This is a genomic window from Pseudoalteromonas sp. SG44-5, from assembly GCF_014164175.1.
Classification (GTDB): Bacteria; Pseudomonadota; Gammaproteobacteria; order Enterobacterales; family Alteromonadaceae; genus Pseudoalteromonas; species Pseudoalteromonas nigrifaciens.
Window position 1 is genome coordinate 18,261 of record NZ_JACJES010000017.1, and the last position, 20,886, is coordinate 39,146.

Consider the following 20,886-nt stretch of genomic DNA (forward strand, 5'->3'; position numbering starts at 1 on the left):
CTAATAGCGTCGTAACCTTGTTGTTACGACGCTTTAGACTTATGCTCTGCATAATCTAAACTTACAGCTATTTTGGAGTATTTATGAGTTCAACAACGCAAGTCGCTACCTTTGGTGGCGGCTGTTTTTGGTGTATAGACGCCGCATTTAGACGAGTGAACGGCGTATTAAATGTAAGCTCGGGTTACACTGGTGGCAACACAGACACTCCTACCTATAAATCAGTATGCTCAGGCACTAGCGGCCATGCAGAAGTAGTGCAAATTGAATTTGACGACACTATTATTAGTTTTGAAGTATTACTAGCAATGTTTTTCACTTTGCACGATGCCACCCAGCTCAACCGCCAAGGTAACGATATAGGCACACAATACCGCAGTGTTGTGTATTATCACAACCAAACACAGCTAACACTTACTAACGCGGTGATCGCTCAATTACAAAACCAGGTAAGCGAGCCAATAGTGACTGAGGTTAGCCCTGCCACCACGTATTATCCAGCAGAGCATTACCATCAAGATTATTACAACGAAAATCCAAACCAAGGCTATTGCAGTATTTTAATTGCCCCTAAATTGCATAAATTCGAAACCGAATTTAAAGAGTTTTTAGCTGATTAAACCCATTTTGTAACGCACAAAAAAGCTCGCTAATTTAGCGAGCTTTTAAGTTTAAGCTACGTAGCACATATTAAAACTGGTATGCAGCACCAATAAATAAGCGTCGGTCAGCGGTGTTATAGTAATAAAATTCATCATTTATATAATCGCCATCTAAATCAATACCATAGGCATCAACTTCATCGTACTGCTTATCAAACAGGTTTTCGACCCGTAAAGAAAAGCTTAACTGCTCAGTTGCTTGATAGTTACCGACTAGGTTCCATAATGTATATGAAGATAAATCTGTTAATTTACCTTTCCTATCGCCACGATACTGCAAATCGATACCCGCATCAAAATCTCCCCACCCTTTATTTAAAGACCAGTTAAAGGTATTTTTTGATACATAAGCTAACTCTTGGCCCGTTTCTAAATCTTCTGCAGATAAGTAAGTGAAGTTAAATGCATGCTCAAAACCCATTAGTTGTTGCGAAAAGCTAAACTCAATGCCTTCATGGCGCGCTTCGTTTATATTTGTTGGCTGCCAAGGGCCTGCAGGTGTTGGTGCCCACGCTATTTTATTGTCAAAATCATTACGGAAAATAGACACTTCTAAAGCAATATCTTGATAACTTAACAACAAACCTAATTCTTTATTCTCAGACGTTTCTGGTTTTAGGTCTGGGTTACCTGAACCTGGAAAATAAATATCATTAAAGGTAGGCGATTTAAAGCCCGTGCTTTGACTTGCTCTAAACGTAGCAAACTTATTTAAATGATAACCTACCGCTGCTGTATACGTGGTTTTATCACCAAATTGTTGGTCATGATCTTGGCGAACTGCGATATTAGCTAAAACCGTATTATCATCGTAATACGCACCTAAAAAGCCAGCAAAAACCTCACGGCTATCTTTATCATAATTACCTGCGTTGGTTTCTATTTTATCTTTGTACCAGTTCAAGCCACCATTAATATTAAGCTCATCTGAGACAATATATTGCCCAGTATAATCAATTTGATTTCGCTTAGTTTCGTACATACTAACCACACCTTCACTGGTGTTATCTTGGCTATCGCTAGAAAATGCGAATGCTATATGGTGTATTTGATTTTCGTAGCTTTTATTCCACCCTAATGATACTTGGTAGTTTTCAAAATCATTACTTTCATCACTGCTGTCTGCTGCACTGTACTGATTATCATAACGAGCATAACCTTCATTATACTGAGTTTGTACGGTTAGCTTGCCTAAATAGTCATCGTTATAAGCGATATTGAAGCCAATATTTTTGTTCTCATAAGCGTCTTCATCTGGTGCATGGTTTTGCAGTACATCAAAACCATCGGTTTTTTCAATTCCAGCGTTAAATGATGCACTTAAATCATTTATATTTGTTCCACCCGCCATTTGGTAGCTTTGATAAGCATTGCTGCCAAAAGTAGCATCTAAGCGAATATTATCAGCTTTACGAGTAATAATATTAATCACCCCAGCTAAGGCATCTGAGCCATAAACAGCAGCGCGAGAACCTTTAACAACTTCAATACGCTCAATAGTATTAAGGGCAATATTACTAATACCTTTATAGCCAAGAGTAGCCGAGCCAACTCTAACACCATCAATTAAAATAAGGGTATGGCGTGAACTTGAACCGCGTAGCGAAACACCTGAATTTTGGCCAAAGCCACCATTTGAGTTAATTTGAAAACCAGCTTGAGAAGCCAACAAACTAGGTAAGTTTCGCACATTACTTTTTTCAATATCAGCACGGTCAATTACGCTAACACTGGCCAGCACATTACTAATAGGTTGTTCGAATTTATTAGCTGTAACGGTAATTTTTTCGATTGGTTGCACTGTTGCAGATACTGAAAATGAAAGTGCAGCCGAAATTGCCACACCTAGAGCGGTTTTATTTAACATGATGTCCCCTACCTTTGCCCACCGCAAAGATGTTAATAAGTAAGATTACTTCAAGGCCGGTCTCCGGACTCAGTCAACACTATAATAGCTGCTAATACTTTACCGTTGCGGGGGCAGTGTTGGGGTTGTTATCGTCTTGAAAACGCACCAACTTCCCGATTATCTTGCTGTTAATTTCAATACTTTGAAACGTATACAAAGGTATTAAGCAAGCACCTTGAAAATAGGTCGCTATTGTGAGTATTTTGTTTATAAATGTCAATAGACGTCTATATAGCCAAAGTTTGATTTTTAACGATATAAACCCTCAACAATCACTGTAAAAGAGTTAGATTACATATCAAGTTACTAATAGCAAAAAAGCCAAACTTCATTGCTGTAGCTTGGCTTTTTTAACACAAATTTTTTAAAAATTAGCCTCCTAATCTCTATAATATCTGTAATCTGTTTTATTAATCGCGGAAGTTTTTAAACTGAAATGGCTGGCCTAAATCGGCGCTACGTACTACTTGCATAGCTTCTTGAAGATCATCTCGCTTTTTACCTGTTACGCGTACCTCTTCACCTTGAATGGCGGCTTGTACTTTAACTTTTGAATCTTTAATGGCTTTAACTATTTTTTTAGCCATCTCTTTTTCAATACCTTGCTTTAAACCAACGTTACGAAAAACATTTTTACCCGCTCGGCTAATATCTTGCAATTCAAGGCTTGATACATCCATACCACGCTTAGAAATTTTACTCGCTAAAATATCAAATAATTGTATAACCTGAGAGTCAGCTTCGGCTTTAAGCTTAATTACTTTATCATTTAGCTCAATCGATGCATCAACTCCCCTAAAGTCAAAGCGAGTTTCTAGTTCACGGTTTGCATTATCAACTGCGTTTTTAGCTTCGTTCATTTCTACTTCAGATACAATATCAAATGAAGGCATTGATTTCTCCTAACTATTTTATCTTAATTTTATACTTAATTTATTAAAGCGATTATAACGCTAAAACTATAAATCTTTACACTTTTATGCATCTTGTTCAGGTGCGATACTAAATTAGTTTGATATACTACGGTTTCTTTTTTAAGCGATTTTAGGATTTGTTGTGACAAGGCGTGTTTATCAAGCAATTTTTTTAATTAGTATTGTGGTGTTTACCTTTTTATTTGCGAAAGAAATAAAAGGGGTTGGCAACCTGTTTCCTCATGTTGATAAAGTAGCCCACTTTGGGATATTTTTCATCCTTGCCATAATAATGGATAAAGCGTTTAAACTCCCTTTATACGCACAAATACTTTTATTAGCCGGTTACGGTGCTGCAATAGAAATAATGCAAGACGCACTTCCATATAGGCAAGCATCAATCGCAGATTTTATTGCAGATTTTGCCGGCGCAGCAAGCTACTTTATAATCAAAGCAATTTTAACCCCACGTAAAAAGAACTCTCATGGCTAAAATTCTTATTATTGGCGACGGCGCAATAGGCTTATTATTAGCCCACTTTTTAAGTGCGCAGCATAGTGTAAGCGTGTTAACCCGAAAAAGTACGAGTAACACTCGCTTTTACAGTAGTGACAACAGTGCTTCACAAAAAATAAATGCCTCTTTTATTTCATTAAATGAGCTTAATAGTTTACCTAAATTTGATGTGTTTTTATTTACGGTAAAAGCCTTTCAAGTGCAAAGCGCATTTGCACAAGTAAAACAGTTTTTGCCTCAGCATTGCTCTGTTGTGCTTTCGCATAACGGTATGGGTAATGTAGAGCAGTTAAAATGTGAGCTCAATGAACACCAAGCGCTTTATTTTTTAACAACGAGTATGGCTGGGTTTAAATCAAACCAATATATAGTACAGCACACTGGTAATGGGCAAAGTATAATTGGCGGATGTAACAACTTAGGTGTTAAAAATAGCAAAATTATGGCGGATCAATTAACCGCGATCCCCCTTTTAAATGCGTCTATGAATATTGAGCAGCTACGTTTTAATAAGTTATTAGTTAACATAGCAATAAATCCGCTAAGTGCGCTACATAACATTAAAAATGGTCAGTTGCGCGAGCCTCAATATTGCTCAATTATAATTAACCTGCTAACCGAAGCATGTAATATTGCTAAGGCAAAAAACCTTGATGTAACGTTAATCAATGCACTGAGCAGTGCGTATGATGTGATGGCACGTACCGCAGAGAACTTCTCATCTATGCAACAAGATGTTGCTCACAATAGAGCAACTGAAATAATGGCAATTTGTGGGTACATTAGCGAGCAAGGCAAGCTTTATAATATAAAAACCCCTTTTAACGATGAACTTTTAGCTAAAATTGCAGCAAAAAAAAGCGCGGTATAAACCACGCTTTTTAAATAGTTAACTTTTACGGGCGATATACCTTTACCGTAGTAAAGCCTTGTTCGTGTAGAATAAGCGCTTGTAACTGGCTCATTACACCTCTATCGCAATACAAGTAATAGTCTTGATCTTTTGGTAAATCACCAAACTTAGTTGCTAAGCGAAAAAACGGCAAATGCACCACTTCTATAGAATCAATTTCCAGTGGTGCTGCTTCTTCTTCCTCTGGAGAGCGAATATCAATTACCACTGCACCAGCTGGTAAATCGGCAACCGACTCAGCTTCTTTTAGTTCCTGCTTAGCTTCTACATCAATATCGCGCACATCCATTACTCGTGCGTTTTCTATTACGGTATTAAGAATATCAAAGTCGAACTTCTCTTCTTCTGCTTTTATTACTTCTATTTTAGCTTTAACAGTTGGCTTTTTAGAAATAACACCACAGTATTCCGGCATCGTTTCGGCCATTTCGGCCGTACCAATTTGACGTGCAATATTAATAATTTCTTGTTTATCGTGTTGAATTAACGGGCGTAAAATAAGGGTTTCGGTTACGCGGTCAATGACACTTAAATTTGCTAATGTTTGGCTAGAAACCTGACCAATACTTTCACCGGTTACCAAAGCTTGAATATTTAATTTTTCGGCCACTTTACTGCCTGCGCGCATCATCATGCGTTTAAGCACCACACCCATTTGGCTGTTTTCAATATTCTCTAATATTTCTGCTACTACTGGTTCAAAATCAACGGTAATAAATTTAACTTTATGAGTTGAGCTGTATTTATTCCATAAGTAGTAGCTCGCTTGTTTAACACCAATTTCGTGCGCCGCACCGCCTAAATTGAAAAACAAAAAGTGCGTACGAGCGCCTTTGCGGATCATTTGATAACTGGCTACACCCGAATCAAAACCGCCAGACATAAGCGATAGTACATCTTCTTGTGTTGGCAGCGGGAAGCCTGCCATGCCAAGGTGAGTATGCGATACTATGTAAGCTTTCTCGTCTTTTATTTCAAGGCGTATCGTTACTTCTGGGTGGCTTAGCTTTACGCTTGCACCGGCAACATGCTGATTTAGTCCACCGCCCACATAACGCTCTAACTCCGTTGAAGTAAAGTCATGCTTACCAATACGTTTAGCGCGTACACAAAACGTTTTACCTTCAATGGTGTGACCAACTAATTCAATGGTTTTTTTAAAAATATCGTCAAGCGTTTCAAAGCTCGTTTCGGTTACTTCTATAAACTGCACAATACCCGGAATTCGCGCTAGGCTATCAATAAAAGTGGCACGTGTTTGCTCACCTTCAAGTAGGGTAACTACTGAGATATTGTCCCAGTTGTTTCTAACTTGTACTTTTTCGTCAATACGGCGCAGTACAATCTTAATGTTATTTTCTAACACTTTGGTAAAGCGTTTACGAACCGAGCGGCTTTTGATGGCAATTTCAGGATGTAGTTTGACGATAAATTTAAGCATAGTTCACTCTTAGACTGCGGGAATTCGCGCTCCCAGGCATTGGGCGCGCGATTATAGCAAAAAAATTAACGCCTAGGAACTAAGAGCAGCCGGAATACTTGGGGCTGAGTGAGCAAGTTGCGTGTATTTTTCGCGTAACTGGTTCATTTTATCGCTACTTTTATCTGTGCTGTAGGCTCTAAATAAAGTTAATACTTTTAAAATACCATGATAAATATCTTGCTCGGCAAGTGCGCCACTGAGCCTGCGGGCTTTAATATAAGGGGTCCAAAAACTAACTGTTAATTTAAGCGTATGTGCAAGTTCGAGCGCATCTTGCTCATTAATCGCAATCATTTCACTATCACGTAAACCAAGTATTATTTTACGCACCTGCTCTAACAGCTCTAGTTGAAAATCAATATAAGCCTGCTTAAGCTGCGTATCTCGCGCCAAAATATCGCCTAAATTGTCGTAAAAAAAGTGGTAGCGCCACATCAGTTCAAATAGCGAATCTAGATATACCGTTAACTGACTAAATGCATCATCATTTTTGTTTATAGGTTTAAAGTGAGTGCTCAAGTGCTCACTATACAGCGCAAAAATATGGCGAATAATGTCTTCTTTATTTTTAAAATGGTAGTAAAGATTACCCGGGCTCATGTTTAAATGCGAGGCTATATGATTAGTTGATATCGCTCGCTCACCATGCTCATTAAACAATGAAATACTGGTGTGTATTATTTTATCCTTGGTATTCATATACTAACACTCTATTTTATTCAACAAGTTACAATTCGTACAATAAGTTGTCTAGTATAAACAAAAACAGCATAATTAAACACTCTGTGTAATAGCTTAGTCGTGACAATTAAAGCCACTTACTAGGCTGATTTGTATAAAAAACACTGTTACACTAATGCTAAAAATAATACATAGCGATACTTTATGAAAATCACTGCAATTTATCCAGGTACTTTTGATCCGCTAACTAACGGACACACAGATCTAATTCAACGTGCCTCAAAAATGTTTGATACTGTTATCGTTGCTATTGCTCATAACCCCAGTAAACAGCCTTGCTTTAGCCTTGATGAGCGTGTAGCTCTAGCTAATACTCTTTTAACCCATATAGATAATGTAAAAGTGATAGGATTTTCAGGGTTACTTGCTGATTTGGCACGCGATCACAATGCTAATGTATTAATTAGAGGCATAAGAGCGGTTTCTGATTTTGATTATGAATTTCAGCTAGCGAATATGAATCGACGCCTAAACCCAGATTTAGAAAGTGTATTTTTAACTCCGTCAGAGCGAAATTCGTTTATTTCGTCAACCTTAGTAAAAGAAGTGGCACGCCATAATGGTGATGTAAGCGAATTTGTAGACCCTATTGTAATGGCTGCACTTAATAAAAAGCTAGGTTGCAGCTACAGTAAATAAGCTAACGAGCGCATTACTTAAGTGCGCTAGCTCTATGCATATAGCGCGCTTTAACTTGGTTACATACCCATACTAGGCCTAAAAAATCTTTATTTATAATTAATACTAGCACCATCAATAAGTCAACAACGTTTATCCCTATTGCGTACAAAGTCCACAACCACCAAACTTCGGTTTGTTCTAAAACATAAATATCGTAATACATAGCAAAAAACAAACAAGCATTGATACTTAGTCCTACGATTAAATACATAAATGCAATTGGTTTAGGCTTTTTAATCAATACACCCCACACAATAATTACACCAATTGTCAGCACATCGTATGTTGCCCAATCTATAAGTGTCACTGTTTCATAATCGAGGAATGCACTTAAAAAATATGAAGTCATCATAATAAAAGCGAGCTGGATAGTACCTTTGTCTTTTTTATTAATTTTTGATACTAACGTGTACAAAAACGCCATTAAAAAGCCCCATAAAATAAAAGCGCCTATTGATTGGCCTATTGCTTCACTAATGGTCAATTTGATTCTGCTGTAATACACTACGATTAAAAATAAAGCGTTTGAGCTCAATCAAACCCAAAAAGTCTTTATTTATAAAAAGCACTGCAATCATAAGTAAATCGATAACGTTAACGCCAATTGAATAAACACTCCAAAGCCACCACTCGTCAATGTTTTCAAGTATATATAAGTCATAGTACATCACTAACATTAACAAAGAATTGAACGCTAAACCGATTACAATATAATTAATAGCGGGGCAATTTTTTATTGAAGAGGTTTTAAAGTAAACAACTAATAATACTGTAATTGTTAATAAATCATAAAGGGTAAAATTGAGGTATACATTACTTAACATATAAAGTACTTCACTCATCGAATACGAGAAAAGCATAATGCTTGCAATATATAAAAGTGATTTATTTGTGTTATTTATACTCGAAGCTAAGCAATACAAAAAAGCCATTAAAAAGCCCCATTGAATAAATGCACTTATATAATCGGCTAGAATAAAGTCTACATACATATAGTTAAGGGGTATAGTTTATTTTAGGTTTTTTGAATAAAGACAAAATTTTGTTTTTTATCTTGTGTAAGCCAAGGAAGTCTCGATCAACAATTAGAGATATGATCATGAGGAAATCAATAGTTGTAACACCAAATGTATATATGTCCCAAAAAAACCAAGGGTGATCATTTTTGTTGATAAATACATCAATATGCATTATTAACAGTAAAAACATATTAATGAAAAGGCCACATACTAAATACAAGAAAGAAGGGGTTGTTATTTTAATAAACTTATAAGCTAAGAAAAGAGATATTAAAGTAGCAAAATCGTATAAAGCCCAATCTAAATAGGTAATATTGTAAATTGACAACCAAGTAAGAAAATAATCTGATGAAGAATAAGAAACAACCATAATAAGTGAACTGAGTAATAAGGTAGTATTTCGTTTAACGTCTAAGCTATATACAAAGAGATTAAAAAAAAAGGCCATCAAAAACCCCCACATAACCAGGGCTGAGAGCGAAAAAAAACCAAAAAACTCAGTTATAAACATCAAATACCTTTATGAATCACTTAGGTTTAGGATTTCCACCTGGAAGTATAATCCCACCACGCTGAAGGTCTGCACCAGCGGCCGCCATAGCTTCTTGAGAGAAGCTTACTGTATCAGATTGCAGGGTTTTAGGGCTAGCAGTTTGTTCCATTGCTGGCTTTAATTGTTGCGTTTTATTGTATGCTTGCATTTGTAGTTGGCTGTTAGCTGAAACTTGCATGTGATTATTCCTTGTAAGTGTTTTTGTATTGTTGGCGAAATCTTGTATTACACCTTTTAAAGAGGGTAATTAAATTTACCTTATATTTAGCAGCAACGTTTTTATCTAAGCTGTTACTACATTTTACACTTACAACAAAAGCAACCACTGTGCCAACTTTTAATTAACACCTTGAAATAATCATAAAACTTTATATTTATAACTTAAATTAGTGTTTTTTACCCATAAAAAAACGCACGAGGGTAACCCGTACGTTTTTTACATCTAGGGAGTTTAAGCCACGAATTTACACGGGATCTCCGCTTTATTACTTAGCTTTAAAATATATTCCATTGCGACTTCATCGCAGTTTTCTTTACGTAAACAAAGCTCACAATCTTTCATTACTTTTTCTGGCAAGCTTTCTTTGGTACAAAAGCTAAAACGCTGTTTTTCAAAAAAATCTGGGACTCGGGTTAGCACTATTACTCTATTTAACGCCAATTTTTTGGCTTTCGCTAATAAATGTTCAACTAACTGCCGCCCTTGTCCTGACACTGCGCTTTGTGGGTCTATACCCAAAGAACGTATTTCCGCCAAACCTGTGTCGTAAATGTACAGTGAGGCACACCCCGATACTTTGCCGTTAATTTCGGTTACAGCAAATTCGTTAATCGAGTGCACCATATCACTTTTAGCCCGTGGTAGGTTTTCGCCTACCGTAGCCCAATGTTGAACTAGCTTAGCAATCGATTCAACATCGTCTAAATTAGCATCACGAACCGTTATTTGCTGTTTTTTTTTCGCAGCTTTAATAGCGCTGGTTACTTGCTCAATTGATGTTCCGCCAAGTGCTTGACGCGCTTTAATGCAGGCGTCAATTTCTAGTACCGGATAAACATCATCTGCAAATACGTCACTTACCGATTTATATTGCTCAAGCGATAAGTCTTCAAGCGTTTTACCTTCACTAATGGCCAATTGTACCAGTACACCCACAATATGGTGCCCTTCTCTAAAAGGTACGCCCTTAGCTACCAAGTAATCTGCAAGCTCAGTTGCATTTGCATGGCCACCTTTTGCCGCTGCAAGTGTACGTTCGCCTTTTACTTTAATACCTTTAATACACGCTTGTGCCATATGAATACAGGCAAGCCACGTTGGCATAGCGTCAAATATGCCTTCTTTGTCTTCTTGCATATCTTTATTATAAGCAAGTGGCAGTGCTTTTAGGGTCATCATCATGGCACTAAATGCACCAAAAACGCGTCCGGTTTTACCGCGAATTAGTTCCAGTGCATCTGGATTCTTTTTTTGTGGCATCAGCGATGAGCCCGATGTCACATTATCCGCAAGCTCTATAAATCCGGCTTCGCCTGAGTTATAAAAAATAAGATCTTCTGACATACGCGATAAGTGAATCATCGAAATAGACGCACAACTTAATAGCTCTACTACAAAATCACGATCAGATACGCCATCAAGGCTATTTTTAGTCGCTCCTGTAAAGCCTAAACCCTGTGCTAATGCTTGACGATCAATTGGATAAGCCGTACCCGCTAATGCACCACTGCCCAGTGGGCAAAAGTTCATCCGCGCTTTAGCATCTTGCAGGCGGCTTTCATCACGCTCTAGCATTTCTACGTAAGCCATACACCAGTGACTAAACAATACCGGTTGTGCACGTTGTAAATGCGTATAACCTGGTAAAATAGTCCCAAGCTCACGCTCTGCTAATGCAACAAACTCACCCTTTAACTGGGCAATGGCTTTTAAAATATGATCAGCAATATCGCGACACCACAATCTAAAATCGGTGGCTACTTGGTCATTACGGCTGCGCCCTGTATGTAATTTTTTAGCTAAATCACCTACTTTTTCGATTAACGCAGCTTCAACATGAGAATGAATATCTTCTGCGCCTGAAGTTGCTACCGCTTGTGGATCTGCTTTTACTTCTTCAAGCAATTGGTACAATGCTGCAACTAACTCTTGGTGCTCGTCACTTGATAACACATTAACTTGCTCAAGTGCACCAGCCCATGCAACAGAGCCTATTATATCTTGCTCTGCTAATTGATAATCGAAAGGAAGAGAGTCGTTAAATTGCTTAAACGCCTCGTCTGGACCCGTAGAAAAACGCCCGCCCCATAATGCCATGAAATCTCTCCAAACCCGATATTGCCCCTTTTAACAAGGGGCGTAAAAATTACTTTTTAGCTAATGCTTTTATTCTGCTTGAAAGCGAGAATAAACGAATAAAGCCCTCTGCGTGTGATTGGTCGTACACATCATCTTCACCAAAGGTAGCAAACGCTTCGCTGTATAAACTGTGTGGCGACTGCTTTTGCACTGCTGTAACTTGGCCTTTATATAGCTTAAGCACAACTTCACCTGTTGCATCTTTAGAAAGTGCTTCAGCACCAGCTAAAATAGAGTCTTTAAGTGGTGTAAACCAACGACCGTCATACACTAAATGTGCAAATTCGCCGCCTAGTACTTCTTTCCACTTACGGCTTGCTTTATCAAGCACCAGTTCGTCAATGGCTTGCAGTGCCGCCATCATTACGGTGCCACCTGGGGTTTCGTAACAACCGCGCGATTTCATACCCACTAATCGGTTTTCTACAATATCAACACGACCAACACCATGAGGCGATGCAATATCGTTTAATTTAACTAAACAATCATAAGGTTTAAGCTGCTCACCATTTACTGCAACAACTTCACCTTCAACTACATTTAGTGTTACTAGTTCAGCTTTATCTGGCGCTTGCTCTGGAGAGTTTGTCCAGGTCCACACTTTTTCACTTGGTTGGCACCATGGATCTTCAAGTTCGCCGCCTTCGTGCGAAATATGCCATGCGTTTGCATCACGGCTATAAATTTTTGTAGCCGATGCCGAGCATGGAATATCGCGCTCAGCTAAGTAATCTAGTAATGACTCACGGCTTGATAAATCCCATTCACGCCATGGCGCAATTACTTGTAAATCAGGCGCAAGCGCTGCAAAACACGATTCAAAACGTACTTGGTCGTTACCTTTACCTGTACAACCATGAGAAAGTGCATCGGCACCCACTTTACGCGCAATTTCTACCTGTGCTTTAGCAATAATTGGGCGCGCCATAGACGTACCTAATAAATAAGTACCTTCGTAAATTGAGCCTGTTTTAAGCGTAGGGTAAATGTAATCACTTACCATTTCGTCTTTTAAGTCAACTACATAACACTCAGAAGCACCCGATGCGATAGCTTTAGCTTCTACGCCTTCAAGCTCCTCTGCACCTTGGCCAACATCGGCCACAAAGGCAATAACTTCACAGCCGTAATTCTCTTTTAACCATGGCACAATGGCCGACGTATCAAGTCCACCTGAATAGGCTAAAACGACTTTTTTAAATGAACTCATAGGTGTTCCTTAACAAAATTTGGATTTAATAATGTAACTAGCAGAGCGTTTTGCGCATGCATACGATTCTCGGCTTGTTGTATAATTTTTGACGCTGGACCGTCCATTACCTCAGAGGTAATTTCGAACTCACGGTGTGCCGGTTGGCAATGTAACACTGTTGTTGCACCGGTTTGCTCTAATAATGCTTTATTTAATTGATAAGGCATGTATTTTTCTTTTACTAACTCAAGTGGTGTGGTGTCGCCCATTGATACCCAAGTGTCGGCGTATACTGCGTTTGCACCAACAGCAGCTTCTACTCTGTCGCTCACCATTACTGACGCACCATTCATTGCTGCTATTTGTTCCGCTTTTTTCAGAACTTGTGAATCTGGAGAACATCCTTTAGGCGTAACGGCAACAAAGTCTGTACCTAATGTTGCAGCAAGCAACATTAATGAATGCGTTACGTTGTTGCCCTCACCTAAATAAGCTAACTTTAATTGACTCACATCGCCATGCACTTCTTGTAGTGTTAAAAAATCAGCAAGTGCTTGGCAAGGATGATATAAATCACACAAGCTATTAACTACTGGCACCGATGAATACTGCGCTAATGTGGTTAATGTACTGTGCTGATTTACGCGCGCTACAATACCATCTGCCCAGGTAGAAATATTAAGAGCAAAATCTTTTACTGACTCACGTGCACCCATCGCGCCATTTTGTTGATCTAAATACACGGCATGGCCGCCTAAGCGATTTATACCAATATCAAACGATAAACGTGTACGTAAGCTTTGTTTTTCAAATAAAGTAACCACTGACTTACCAGCCAATACTTGGCTGTATTTTTTAGGGTTTGCTTTAATATCTTGCGCTAGCTTTAATAAGTTAAGTGCGCCTTGTTGGTCTAATTCTAAACCCGTTAAAAAATTCTCAAACATAATAAACCTATGGTGTAATTTTAGTTCCGACATGCTTGCCTTGCAGCAAAGCTGTTAAGTTTTCTGGCTTTTGCCAGCTGGAAATATACACACCGCGTCGTAAGTGTTGGGCAGCGTGAAGACTGGTCTTAACTTTGACCTCCATCCCGCCCACAATTACTCCTTCATTTATTAAAGTATCAATGTGTTTTGTATCTAGTTGATGTAAAGGCTGCTTATTTGCATCAAGCACTGCTTCAACATCGGTCATAAATATTAGTTCTGCGTTTAAGTTGTTGGCAATTGCAGCGGCGGCTTCGTCAGCATTAACGTTGTACCAAAGCCCTTGCAAGTCAAAACCAATTGAGCTGACAATTGGCATACGGCCAATTTTTAGTAAATCGTTAATAATCGAATCATCGTTACTGGTACATTTACCCACTAAACATAATGCTTTTAGTTTTTGCGTGGCAGTAACACCAGCTTCATACAAACTTAAACCAACTGGTTTATGGCCAGCATTAATTGCCGCACTCATTAATTGTTTATTAGCACAACCTGCAAGCGCACCCACTATGTACGGCATTTGCTCTTTAGGGCTAATACGTAAACCTTGATGCTTTGCACTGGCAAAACCAGCGTCTTTAAGCCAAGTATCTACAAGCGCGCCTCCGCCATGCACAATGACAAACTGCGCGTTGTGCTGCTCATTAAGTACTGAAAATAATGCTTTAGCCGCGTTTTCTGTATTAAGTACAGCGCCGCCAAGTTTAATTACCCAGGTTTTTTTACTCATTTAAAACGATCCTTTTAAGCCTGTGGTATGCGCCAATCCCATTGATAAATTAATACACTGCAAAGCTTGTCCTGCAGCGCCTTTTAATAAATTATCAATGGCAGCTATAACAATTAACTGTGTGCCTTGTTGCTGCCAGCCAATATCTACATATGGCTGTTTAGCTACGCCTTTAATTGAGGGGATTTTATCGCCCAGTAAACGAATTAACGGCTCATCGGCAAGTACTTGGTACGCTTGTGTTACTTGCTCAATGGTGACATTAGGCTTTAATTGCACATAAATAGTTTCTAAAATACCACGCGGGAAATTACCTAAATGGGGTGTAAATAAAACATTGTGACCAAGGTGTTGCTCTATTTCAGGGCCATGACGATGATTAAATAAACCATAGGGGGCAAGCGACACTTCGCAAAAATGGGTACCAATACTAGCTTTACGCCCTGCGCCGGTTACACCCGATACCGCATTAATTATAATTGTTTGCTCTGTTAATAAATCGGCCTGCTGCAAAGGCTTAAGTGCATTAAGCGCAGCCGTAGGATAACAACCCGCTACGGCTACTAATTGCGCCGCGGCAATAGCATCGCTATTCCACTCAGCCAAACCATAAGCAGCTTGATTTAATAACTCTGGATGTTGGTGCTCAAAGCCATAATAAGTAACGTAGTCGTCATTGCTCGCAAGGCGATACCCGCCAGATAAATCAAATACCTTTTTACCCATGGCTAAAAAACGCGGCGCTAAATCTACGCTTACTTTATGATCGGTACATAAGCACACGTAATCGGCACTGTTTTCTATATCGCTAAAAGCAGATTCACTAAGAGGCAGTAAAGGCTGATCGAGTAGCCCTAAGTGTTCGGGGTATAAATCACTCAGCAGTTTATTTTTATCTAAGCTACCTTGAGATACATAACAGCCAGTTAAAATTAGTTTAGGGTGCTTAGCAACTAAACTTGCTAGTTCTGCGCCGCTATAACCGCTTGCGCCAATAATCACTACATTCATTGTTTACTCGTTATTTAAAATTAGTTACTACTTATCCATGTTGTTCGCTTAAACTAGCTCTGGGGCTAATTAAGACTTTAATTAATTAATGAATGTTGATTATCGTCGTATTATTTTCATGTCGCTACTTTTAAAATATTTATGCTTAAAAAGTGAATTGATATTCATCATAAATACTTTTATATTGTTATGCAATTAAATTGATTACTTATTTTGGATTTTTTATGTCTTTGCCTTCATTTATTTCTATGTACCAACAATTAATTGCAGCGCCTTCTATTAGTGCCATTGAAGATAGCCTGTGTATGAGTAATAAAAATGTTATTGAATTACTGGCACAATGGTGTGAAAGCTTAGGCTTTAGCTGTGAAATAATTGAATTAGAAGGCGGCAAAGGTCGCTATAATTTATTAGCTAAACGCGGTAAAGGCGATGGTGGATTAATGCTCGCAGGCCATACCGATACAGTGCCATTTGACGATAGCCGCTGGAATCATAATCCATTTAAATTAACCGAGCACAACAATAAACTATATGGCTTAGGCAGTATTGATATGAAAGGCTTTTTTGCTTTTGTACTGCAAGCTATTAGTGAACTTGATGAAAAACAGCAAACTCAGCCTATTTTGATCTTAGCCACCGCCGATGAAGAAACAACAATGGCCGGTGCTCAACAAATTTGTAAACATCCAAATTTAAAACCAGATCGCTGTATAATTGGCGAACCCACTGATATGACTCCAGTATTTACACATAAAGGGCATATGAGTACCGCAATTAGAGTAGTCGGACGCTCAGGCCATAGCTCAGATCCCGAACGTGGTGTTAACGCCATCGAAGTAATGCACAAAGTGATTACAAAACTACTGATCTTAAAAGAACAGTTAAAGCATAAATATTCAATAGAACACTTTGAAATACCCTATCCAACCTTAAATTTTGGTAATATTCATGGCGGCGACAACGCGAACAGAATTTGTGGTTGCTGCGAAATGCATATAGATATGCGCCCATTACCGGGCTTAAGCGTGCAAGAGCTGCAAATGTTAGTACTTGATGCAACTCACGAAATAAACCAGCAATACCCTAATGCCGTAAGCGTAATTGATTTACACGAACCAATTCCTGCATTTACTGGTAGCACCGATAGCGCTTTGGTTAAACTAGCCGAAAAAATAGCGGGGCAAAAAGCGGTGGCAGTAAACTACTGTACAGAAGCGCCATTTATTCAACAGCTTGGTTGTGAAACCATAGTAATGGGCCCCGGCTCTATAAACCAAGCGCACCAACCTGATGAATTTTTAGCAATGGAAAAAATTAAGCCTTCACAGCAAATTATCACTAATATAATTAAAGCGAGTTGTTTTAGCTTTTCTTAATTGCGATTATAAAAATAAAAAAGACGCTAAATAGCGTCTTTTTTATTTAAGCTAATATTTTAATTACATATACTTGCTTAAATACTTTTTAAATACCGGATCTGTTTTAGCCAACTCTTTTTGTTCTGCTAAAATTTCTTTTAAAATAACGCCTGATGTAAGTGGGTTAGCAAGTACTACCCTAAATACCACGGTGGGCTGATTATCGTATTGAGTAGGCGTTAAACGCGTACGTGATACAAATGATCGCCCTGATTCACGTTGCCGTTTTTGCATACTTGCAGTAAAGCGATTAAGTGAGGCAAAAATATCAATCCGTGTTTGTGGATCAGCATCTGCAATTGCCTGCTTTATTTGCTTAGGCACATAACGATACGTTAATAAGCACAGCTCTGGCTCTGAGATCAGCTCAAAATCTTCATCTGCTTTAATTAAATTAGCAAAGTAATGGGCTTTTTTAATACTACGATCGATTAGCATTTCGTAGCCTTTACGGCCAATTACACGTAAGCAAGCATGTACTAACATTGCCATACCCGGGCGACTTCCCTCAAGTGTATGGCTACCTAAATCTTTTGAGCCTTTACGTAAAATATACTCTGCATGATGTTCAATTGCATCGGTAGCGGTTGGATCTTTAAACAACACCAGCCCAGCTCCCATAGGAACATACATTTGTTTGTGTGCATCAATGGTAATTGAGTCTGCGCGCTCAACACCTTTGAGTAAATGGCGATGGGTATTAGATAACAAAGTTGCCCCGCCCCATGCAGCGTCAACATGAAAGTGGCAATTAATGTCTTGTGCTAAATCTGCCATCGCTTCAAGGGGATCGATATTACCGGTTTCTGTGGTACCCGCTACTCCAATAATGGCCATTACTTTAATACCTTGCGCTTCAAGCTCTAAGGCTTTTTCGCGCATGGCATTAACATCTACTTTATTGTTTTCGCATGTTTTAATACCCACTAAGTTTTCACGACCAATTCCTAATAAATCAGCCGCTTTACCTAACGAATAATGGCCTCGCTCAGAAATTAAAATAGCTAAGCCTTTATAGCCGTAATGCAGCATACCAGCAATTAAGCCTTGTGCGCCTATTCCCCTAAAATCGCCATCAGGTTTTAATAAGCGATTTCGCGCAATCCACAACGCCGTAATATTGGCTACAGTACCGCCTGAGCAAAATGCACCTAATGATGTTTTTGCACTGTGCATCCATTTAGCATAAAACTCGTGTTGTTGCCCGTACGCTAAATGATGCATCATTCCAAGCACTTGGCGCTCAAGTGGGGTAAAAGCTTTAGAGGTTTCTATTTTTACTAGGTTTTGATTTAGCCCTACCATTAGCTTTGACAGTGGTAGTAAAAAATGAGGTAAAGCAGAAGTCATATGGCCAATAAAGCTAGGCGCTGCGGTGTGCACAGAGTGTGCAACCAGCTGCTCCATTATATCTTGCGCATAAGCAGATACAAACGTTGGATCCTCTGGGATCATCGCCGACTGAAAGTCTTTTTCAATTTCGTGTAATGGTTTTTCAATTGCCGCAATGTTTTCGTTTAAAAAACCTGCTAAATTACTCGATATTTCAAGCTCTATTTTGCTTAAAGTTGAGTCTGGCGCTTCAGGTACAGTAAATATACGCTTAAGGCTTTCTTTAGAGGCGACGGCAAAACGCTTTTGATCCATCTTAATACCTAGTGTGTGGCTAAAACGCCTGCTACTCTATTAAACACACTAAATTAAGGTGCTATTTTAGTAACAGGGTTTTTAATAATTGCGCTAACTTTACTGCAATATTAAGAAAATGTCTCGCTTAAAGCCATAAAAACGCTAAATGACATGACAAATAATACTAATTTTGGCTGTTTTTTATCTTTTTAATTCAAAATCAATTAAGTCATTGGGCATTTTTTTTTTTTGCGTATAATTAATTTAACAATAAAAAGGGAATTATATGCTACAAGGAAAACTAAGAATAAATGGGTTAATAAGCGCTTTTATGCTGTTTTTAATCAGTTTAATTATCTGTGTTTATTATACTTATAGCACCATTCGCAGTGATGTAATTAACACTCTCGATAATCGCCTTATTAATGCAGCCACCAGCGTTAAATATATTTTGGGCGATGACTATCACAGTAAAATAAATAAAACCCAAACTATTAGCTTTGCAACTTACGAAAGTAAAAGTAAGCAGCTTTCTGAGCTTGCACAAGCACTCGATATTGCTTACGTGTATTCTATGGTGTTAATTAATGGCAAGGTTCATTTTAGCGCCTCTAGCTACACCCAAGAGGATCAAAATAGTGGCAAGGTAACCCAGTTTTTAGATTTATACCCAGAGGCAACTAAAGCTAATATTGGTGCCTTTTTATCTACTGAGCCTGTTTTTGAAATATCGAGTGATCAATGGGGCGACTTTAAAACTATTTTTATCCCGCATATTGATAAAAATGGCATTACATATTTAACTGCTGCCGATATAAGCCTTAAAACTATTAATAATAAGTTAGCGCAAAGCGCCTCAACATCGGCTGTTTTAGGCGGCTTTTTTTTAGTTATTATTATATTGTTGCTGATTATGTATAACTACGCGACTAAACGCGCTGCCATGAGAGACTCTGGTAGTGGTTTTGCTAATCATATTGCGCTTGAAAAATATTTTTTAAATACCCCTGTTCACCATATGCAAATGGCCATAATTTGGGTGAACGAAATTGAAAATATAAACCGCTTTTACGGTACTAAAGTGGGTGACAAAGTAATGAAAAAATTACTAATACACTTTAAAAAGCACAGCAATGTAAATTATCGTATTTATCGTGTAGCAACCAATAAACTGGTGTTACTAACCCCCAAAGAAACCCCATACGAAGAGCTAAGTAATTTAATCCAATCATATAATTTTAATACGCCATTTTTAACCAACCCCTTTATTTACATTACGTTATGTGCAGGTATTGCCCGAGGAAACAAGTCGTTACTGCTAAAAAATGCCCATATTGCGGCTTTACAGGCAAAACAAGGTAACCTTAGTGTTGTTAATTACTCTGAGGCTATAAATGACTCAAAGTCGCTGTATTTATATAATTTAGAAATAGCAAAAGAAGTACGTGAAGCGTTTGAGCAAAAGCGCGTTGTGCCCTATTTTCAGGCTGTTATTGATATAGAGTCTAAACAAACACTACACTACGAGTGCACACCACGAATAGTGACTTCACAGGGCGAAATTTTAAAACCCGATGCATTTTCAAATACCGTAATACGCTTGCGTATGGATGGCTTATTAACCCGTACATTATTTTCACAGTGCCTTAGCCGCTTTCGTAAAACACAAATTAGCTGGAGTTTAAATATTACTATTGAAGATATATTAGACCCTAGCATAAATGAATACATTGCTTACGAGTTACAGCGCTATCCGTACCCTGCAAATATCACTTTAGTTTTATTTGAACCACAAGTTATCGCCAATTATTCAAGCGTAAGGGCATTTATAACTATGGTTAAAAGTAAGGGGATCAAGGTGATGATTAACAGTTTTGGCAATGACTTTGCAAATACACTCAATATTTTAAAATTGGAAATTGACGCAATAAAGTTAGATGGCATGCTAATAAAGCAAATAGTTAATGATGAGAACACGGCGCTATTTGTTAATTACACGGCCAATTTTGCAAAGCAGCAAAATATTCAACTAATTGCCTCTATGGTAGAAAACAAAGCTATTGCTACGGCACTCAAAAAAGTAAATGTGACGCTAATGCAGGGTAATTTCATTGCCCACCCAGCGCCACATGTTAATCCATTATTTGAGTAGTAAAGTTA

18 protein-coding genes and 1 riboswitch are annotated in these 20,886 nt (G+C 38.3%); of the genes, 6 read left to right on the forward strand and 12 right to left on the reverse strand.

Translation table 11 applies throughout. The features are described from left to right. The first annotated feature begins 83 nt into the window (after positions 1 to 83). The gene (gene msrA / locus H5079_RS14195) at positions 84 to 620 is read left to right on the forward strand and encodes a peptide-methionine (S)-S-oxide reductase MsrA (protein WP_089368653.1); all 537 of its coding nucleotides are present in this window, start codon (positions 84 to 86) and stop codon (positions 618 to 620) included. 70 nt (positions 621 to 690) lie between these two features. Here the strand turns inward: msrA and H5079_RS14200 are convergent, their stop codons facing one another. Then, the gene (locus H5079_RS14200) at positions 691 to 2,529 is read right to left on the reverse strand and encodes a TonB-dependent receptor domain-containing protein (protein ID WP_182684344.1); all 1,839 of its coding nucleotides are present in this window, start codon (positions 2,527 to 2,529) and stop codon (positions 691 to 693) included. 36 nt (positions 2,530 to 2,565) lie between these two features. Next, positions 2,566 to 2,731, reverse strand: a riboswitch (cobalamin riboswitch). A gap of 250 nt (positions 2,732 to 2,981) precedes the next feature. After that, entirely contained in the window at positions 2,982 to 3,464 is a 483-nt protein-coding gene (locus tag H5079_RS14205; RefSeq protein ID WP_011328934.1) for a YajQ family cyclic di-GMP-binding protein, read from the reverse strand. Positions 3,465 to 3,627: 163 nt separating this feature from the next. On the opposite strand from H5079_RS14205, the gene H5079_RS14210 reads away from it, so the two are divergent. Then, positions 3,628 to 3,978, forward strand: coding sequence for a VanZ family protein (locus tag H5079_RS14210; protein WP_011328935.1), 351 nt, complete (start codon positions 3,628 to 3,630; stop codon positions 3,976 to 3,978). Next, a complete protein-coding gene (locus tag H5079_RS14215) occupies positions 3,971 to 4,873 on the forward strand; it encodes a ketopantoate reductase family protein (protein WP_086993957.1) in 903 nt (300 codons plus the stop codon). Before H5079_RS14210 ends, H5079_RS14215 begins: the two co-directional genes overlap by 8 nt. Before the next feature lie 25 nt (positions 4,874 to 4,898). Here the strand turns inward: H5079_RS14215 and thiI are convergent, their stop codons facing one another. Together thiI and H5079_RS14225 are read right to left on the reverse strand one after the other, a co-directional pair. Beyond that, positions 4,899 to 6,356 (reverse strand): tRNA uracil 4-sulfurtransferase ThiI, encoded by a 1,458-nt coding sequence (gene thiI, locus H5079_RS14220; protein ID WP_182684345.1) that lies wholly within the window; start codon positions 6,354 to 6,356, stop codon positions 4,899 to 4,901. A 72-nt stretch (positions 6,357 to 6,428) separates the two neighbouring features. Further along, positions 6,429 to 7,097 (reverse strand): TetR/AcrR family transcriptional regulator, encoded by a 669-nt coding sequence (locus H5079_RS14225; protein ID WP_058373949.1) that lies wholly within the window; start codon positions 7,095 to 7,097, stop codon positions 6,429 to 6,431. A 186-nt stretch (positions 7,098 to 7,283) separates the two neighbouring features. Here H5079_RS14225 and coaD point away from each other — a divergent pair, with 186 nt between their 5' ends. Then, complete coding sequence (gene coaD, locus H5079_RS14230) at positions 7,284 to 7,778, forward strand: pantetheine-phosphate adenylyltransferase (protein WP_011328939.1); 495 nt, start codon at positions 7,284 to 7,286, stop codon at positions 7,776 to 7,778. A gap of 13 nt (positions 7,779 to 7,791) precedes the next feature. Here coaD and H5079_RS14235 read toward each other — a convergent pair whose 3' ends face one another. The 7 genes from H5079_RS14235 to argC form a co-directional block, all read right to left on the reverse strand. Beyond that, on the reverse strand, positions 7,792 to 8,304 hold the full coding sequence (locus H5079_RS14235; protein ID WP_231613567.1) for a hypothetical protein: 513 nt from the start codon (positions 8,302 to 8,304) through the stop codon (positions 7,792 to 7,794). Between the two features lie 1,062 nt (positions 8,305 to 9,366). Beyond that, complete coding sequence (locus H5079_RS14240) at positions 9,367 to 9,570, reverse strand: hypothetical protein (RefSeq protein WP_182684346.1); 204 nt, start codon at positions 9,568 to 9,570, stop codon at positions 9,367 to 9,369. A gap of 273 nt (positions 9,571 to 9,843) precedes the next feature. Beyond that, a complete protein-coding gene (gene argH / locus H5079_RS14245; protein ID WP_182684347.1) occupies positions 9,844 to 11,709 on the reverse strand; it encodes an argininosuccinate lyase in 1,866 nt (621 codons plus the stop codon). Between the two features lie 49 nt (positions 11,710 to 11,758). Further along, entirely contained in the window at positions 11,759 to 12,961 is a 1,203-nt protein-coding gene (locus H5079_RS14250) for an argininosuccinate synthase (protein ID WP_011328945.1), read from the reverse strand. Then, positions 12,958 to 13,890: an ornithine carbamoyltransferase gene (locus H5079_RS14255; protein WP_011328946.1), complete on the reverse strand. Its 933-nt coding sequence runs from the start codon at positions 13,888 to 13,890 to the stop codon at positions 12,958 to 12,960. Before H5079_RS14255 ends, H5079_RS14250 begins: the two co-directional genes overlap by 4 nt. Positions 13,891 to 13,897: 7 nt before the next feature. Next, positions 13,898 to 14,665 carry an acetylglutamate kinase gene (gene argB, locus H5079_RS14260; protein ID WP_011328947.1) on the reverse strand — a complete coding sequence of 256 codons (768 nt, stop codon included), beginning with the start codon at positions 14,663 to 14,665 and terminating at the stop codon, positions 13,898 to 13,900. Next, positions 14,666 to 15,676, reverse strand: a complete 1,011-nt coding sequence (gene argC, locus H5079_RS14265; protein WP_011328948.1) for an N-acetyl-gamma-glutamyl-phosphate reductase — start codon at positions 15,674 to 15,676, stop codon at positions 14,666 to 14,668. A 224-nt stretch (positions 15,677 to 15,900) separates the two neighbouring features. On the opposite strand from argC, the gene argE reads away from it, so the two are divergent. Continuing rightward, positions 15,901 to 17,055 carry an acetylornithine deacetylase gene (argE, locus tag H5079_RS14270; RefSeq protein ID WP_086993975.1) on the forward strand — a complete coding sequence of 385 codons (1,155 nt, stop codon included), beginning with the start codon at positions 15,901 to 15,903 and terminating at the stop codon, positions 17,053 to 17,055. Between the two features lie 63 nt (positions 17,056 to 17,118). Here the strand turns inward: argE and panP are convergent, their stop codons facing one another. After that, complete coding sequence (gene panP, locus H5079_RS14275) at positions 17,119 to 18,744, reverse strand: pyridoxal-dependent aspartate 1-decarboxylase PanP (protein WP_086993978.1); 1,626 nt, start codon at positions 18,742 to 18,744, stop codon at positions 17,119 to 17,121. A gap of 268 nt (positions 18,745 to 19,012) precedes the next feature. Here panP and H5079_RS14280 point away from each other — a divergent pair, with 268 nt between their 5' ends. Further along, positions 19,013 to 20,878 (forward strand): GGDEF domain-containing protein, encoded by a 1,866-nt coding sequence (locus H5079_RS14280; RefSeq protein ID WP_182684348.1) that lies wholly within the window; start codon positions 19,013 to 19,015, stop codon positions 20,876 to 20,878. Positions 20,879 to 20,886 lie beyond the last annotated feature (8 nt).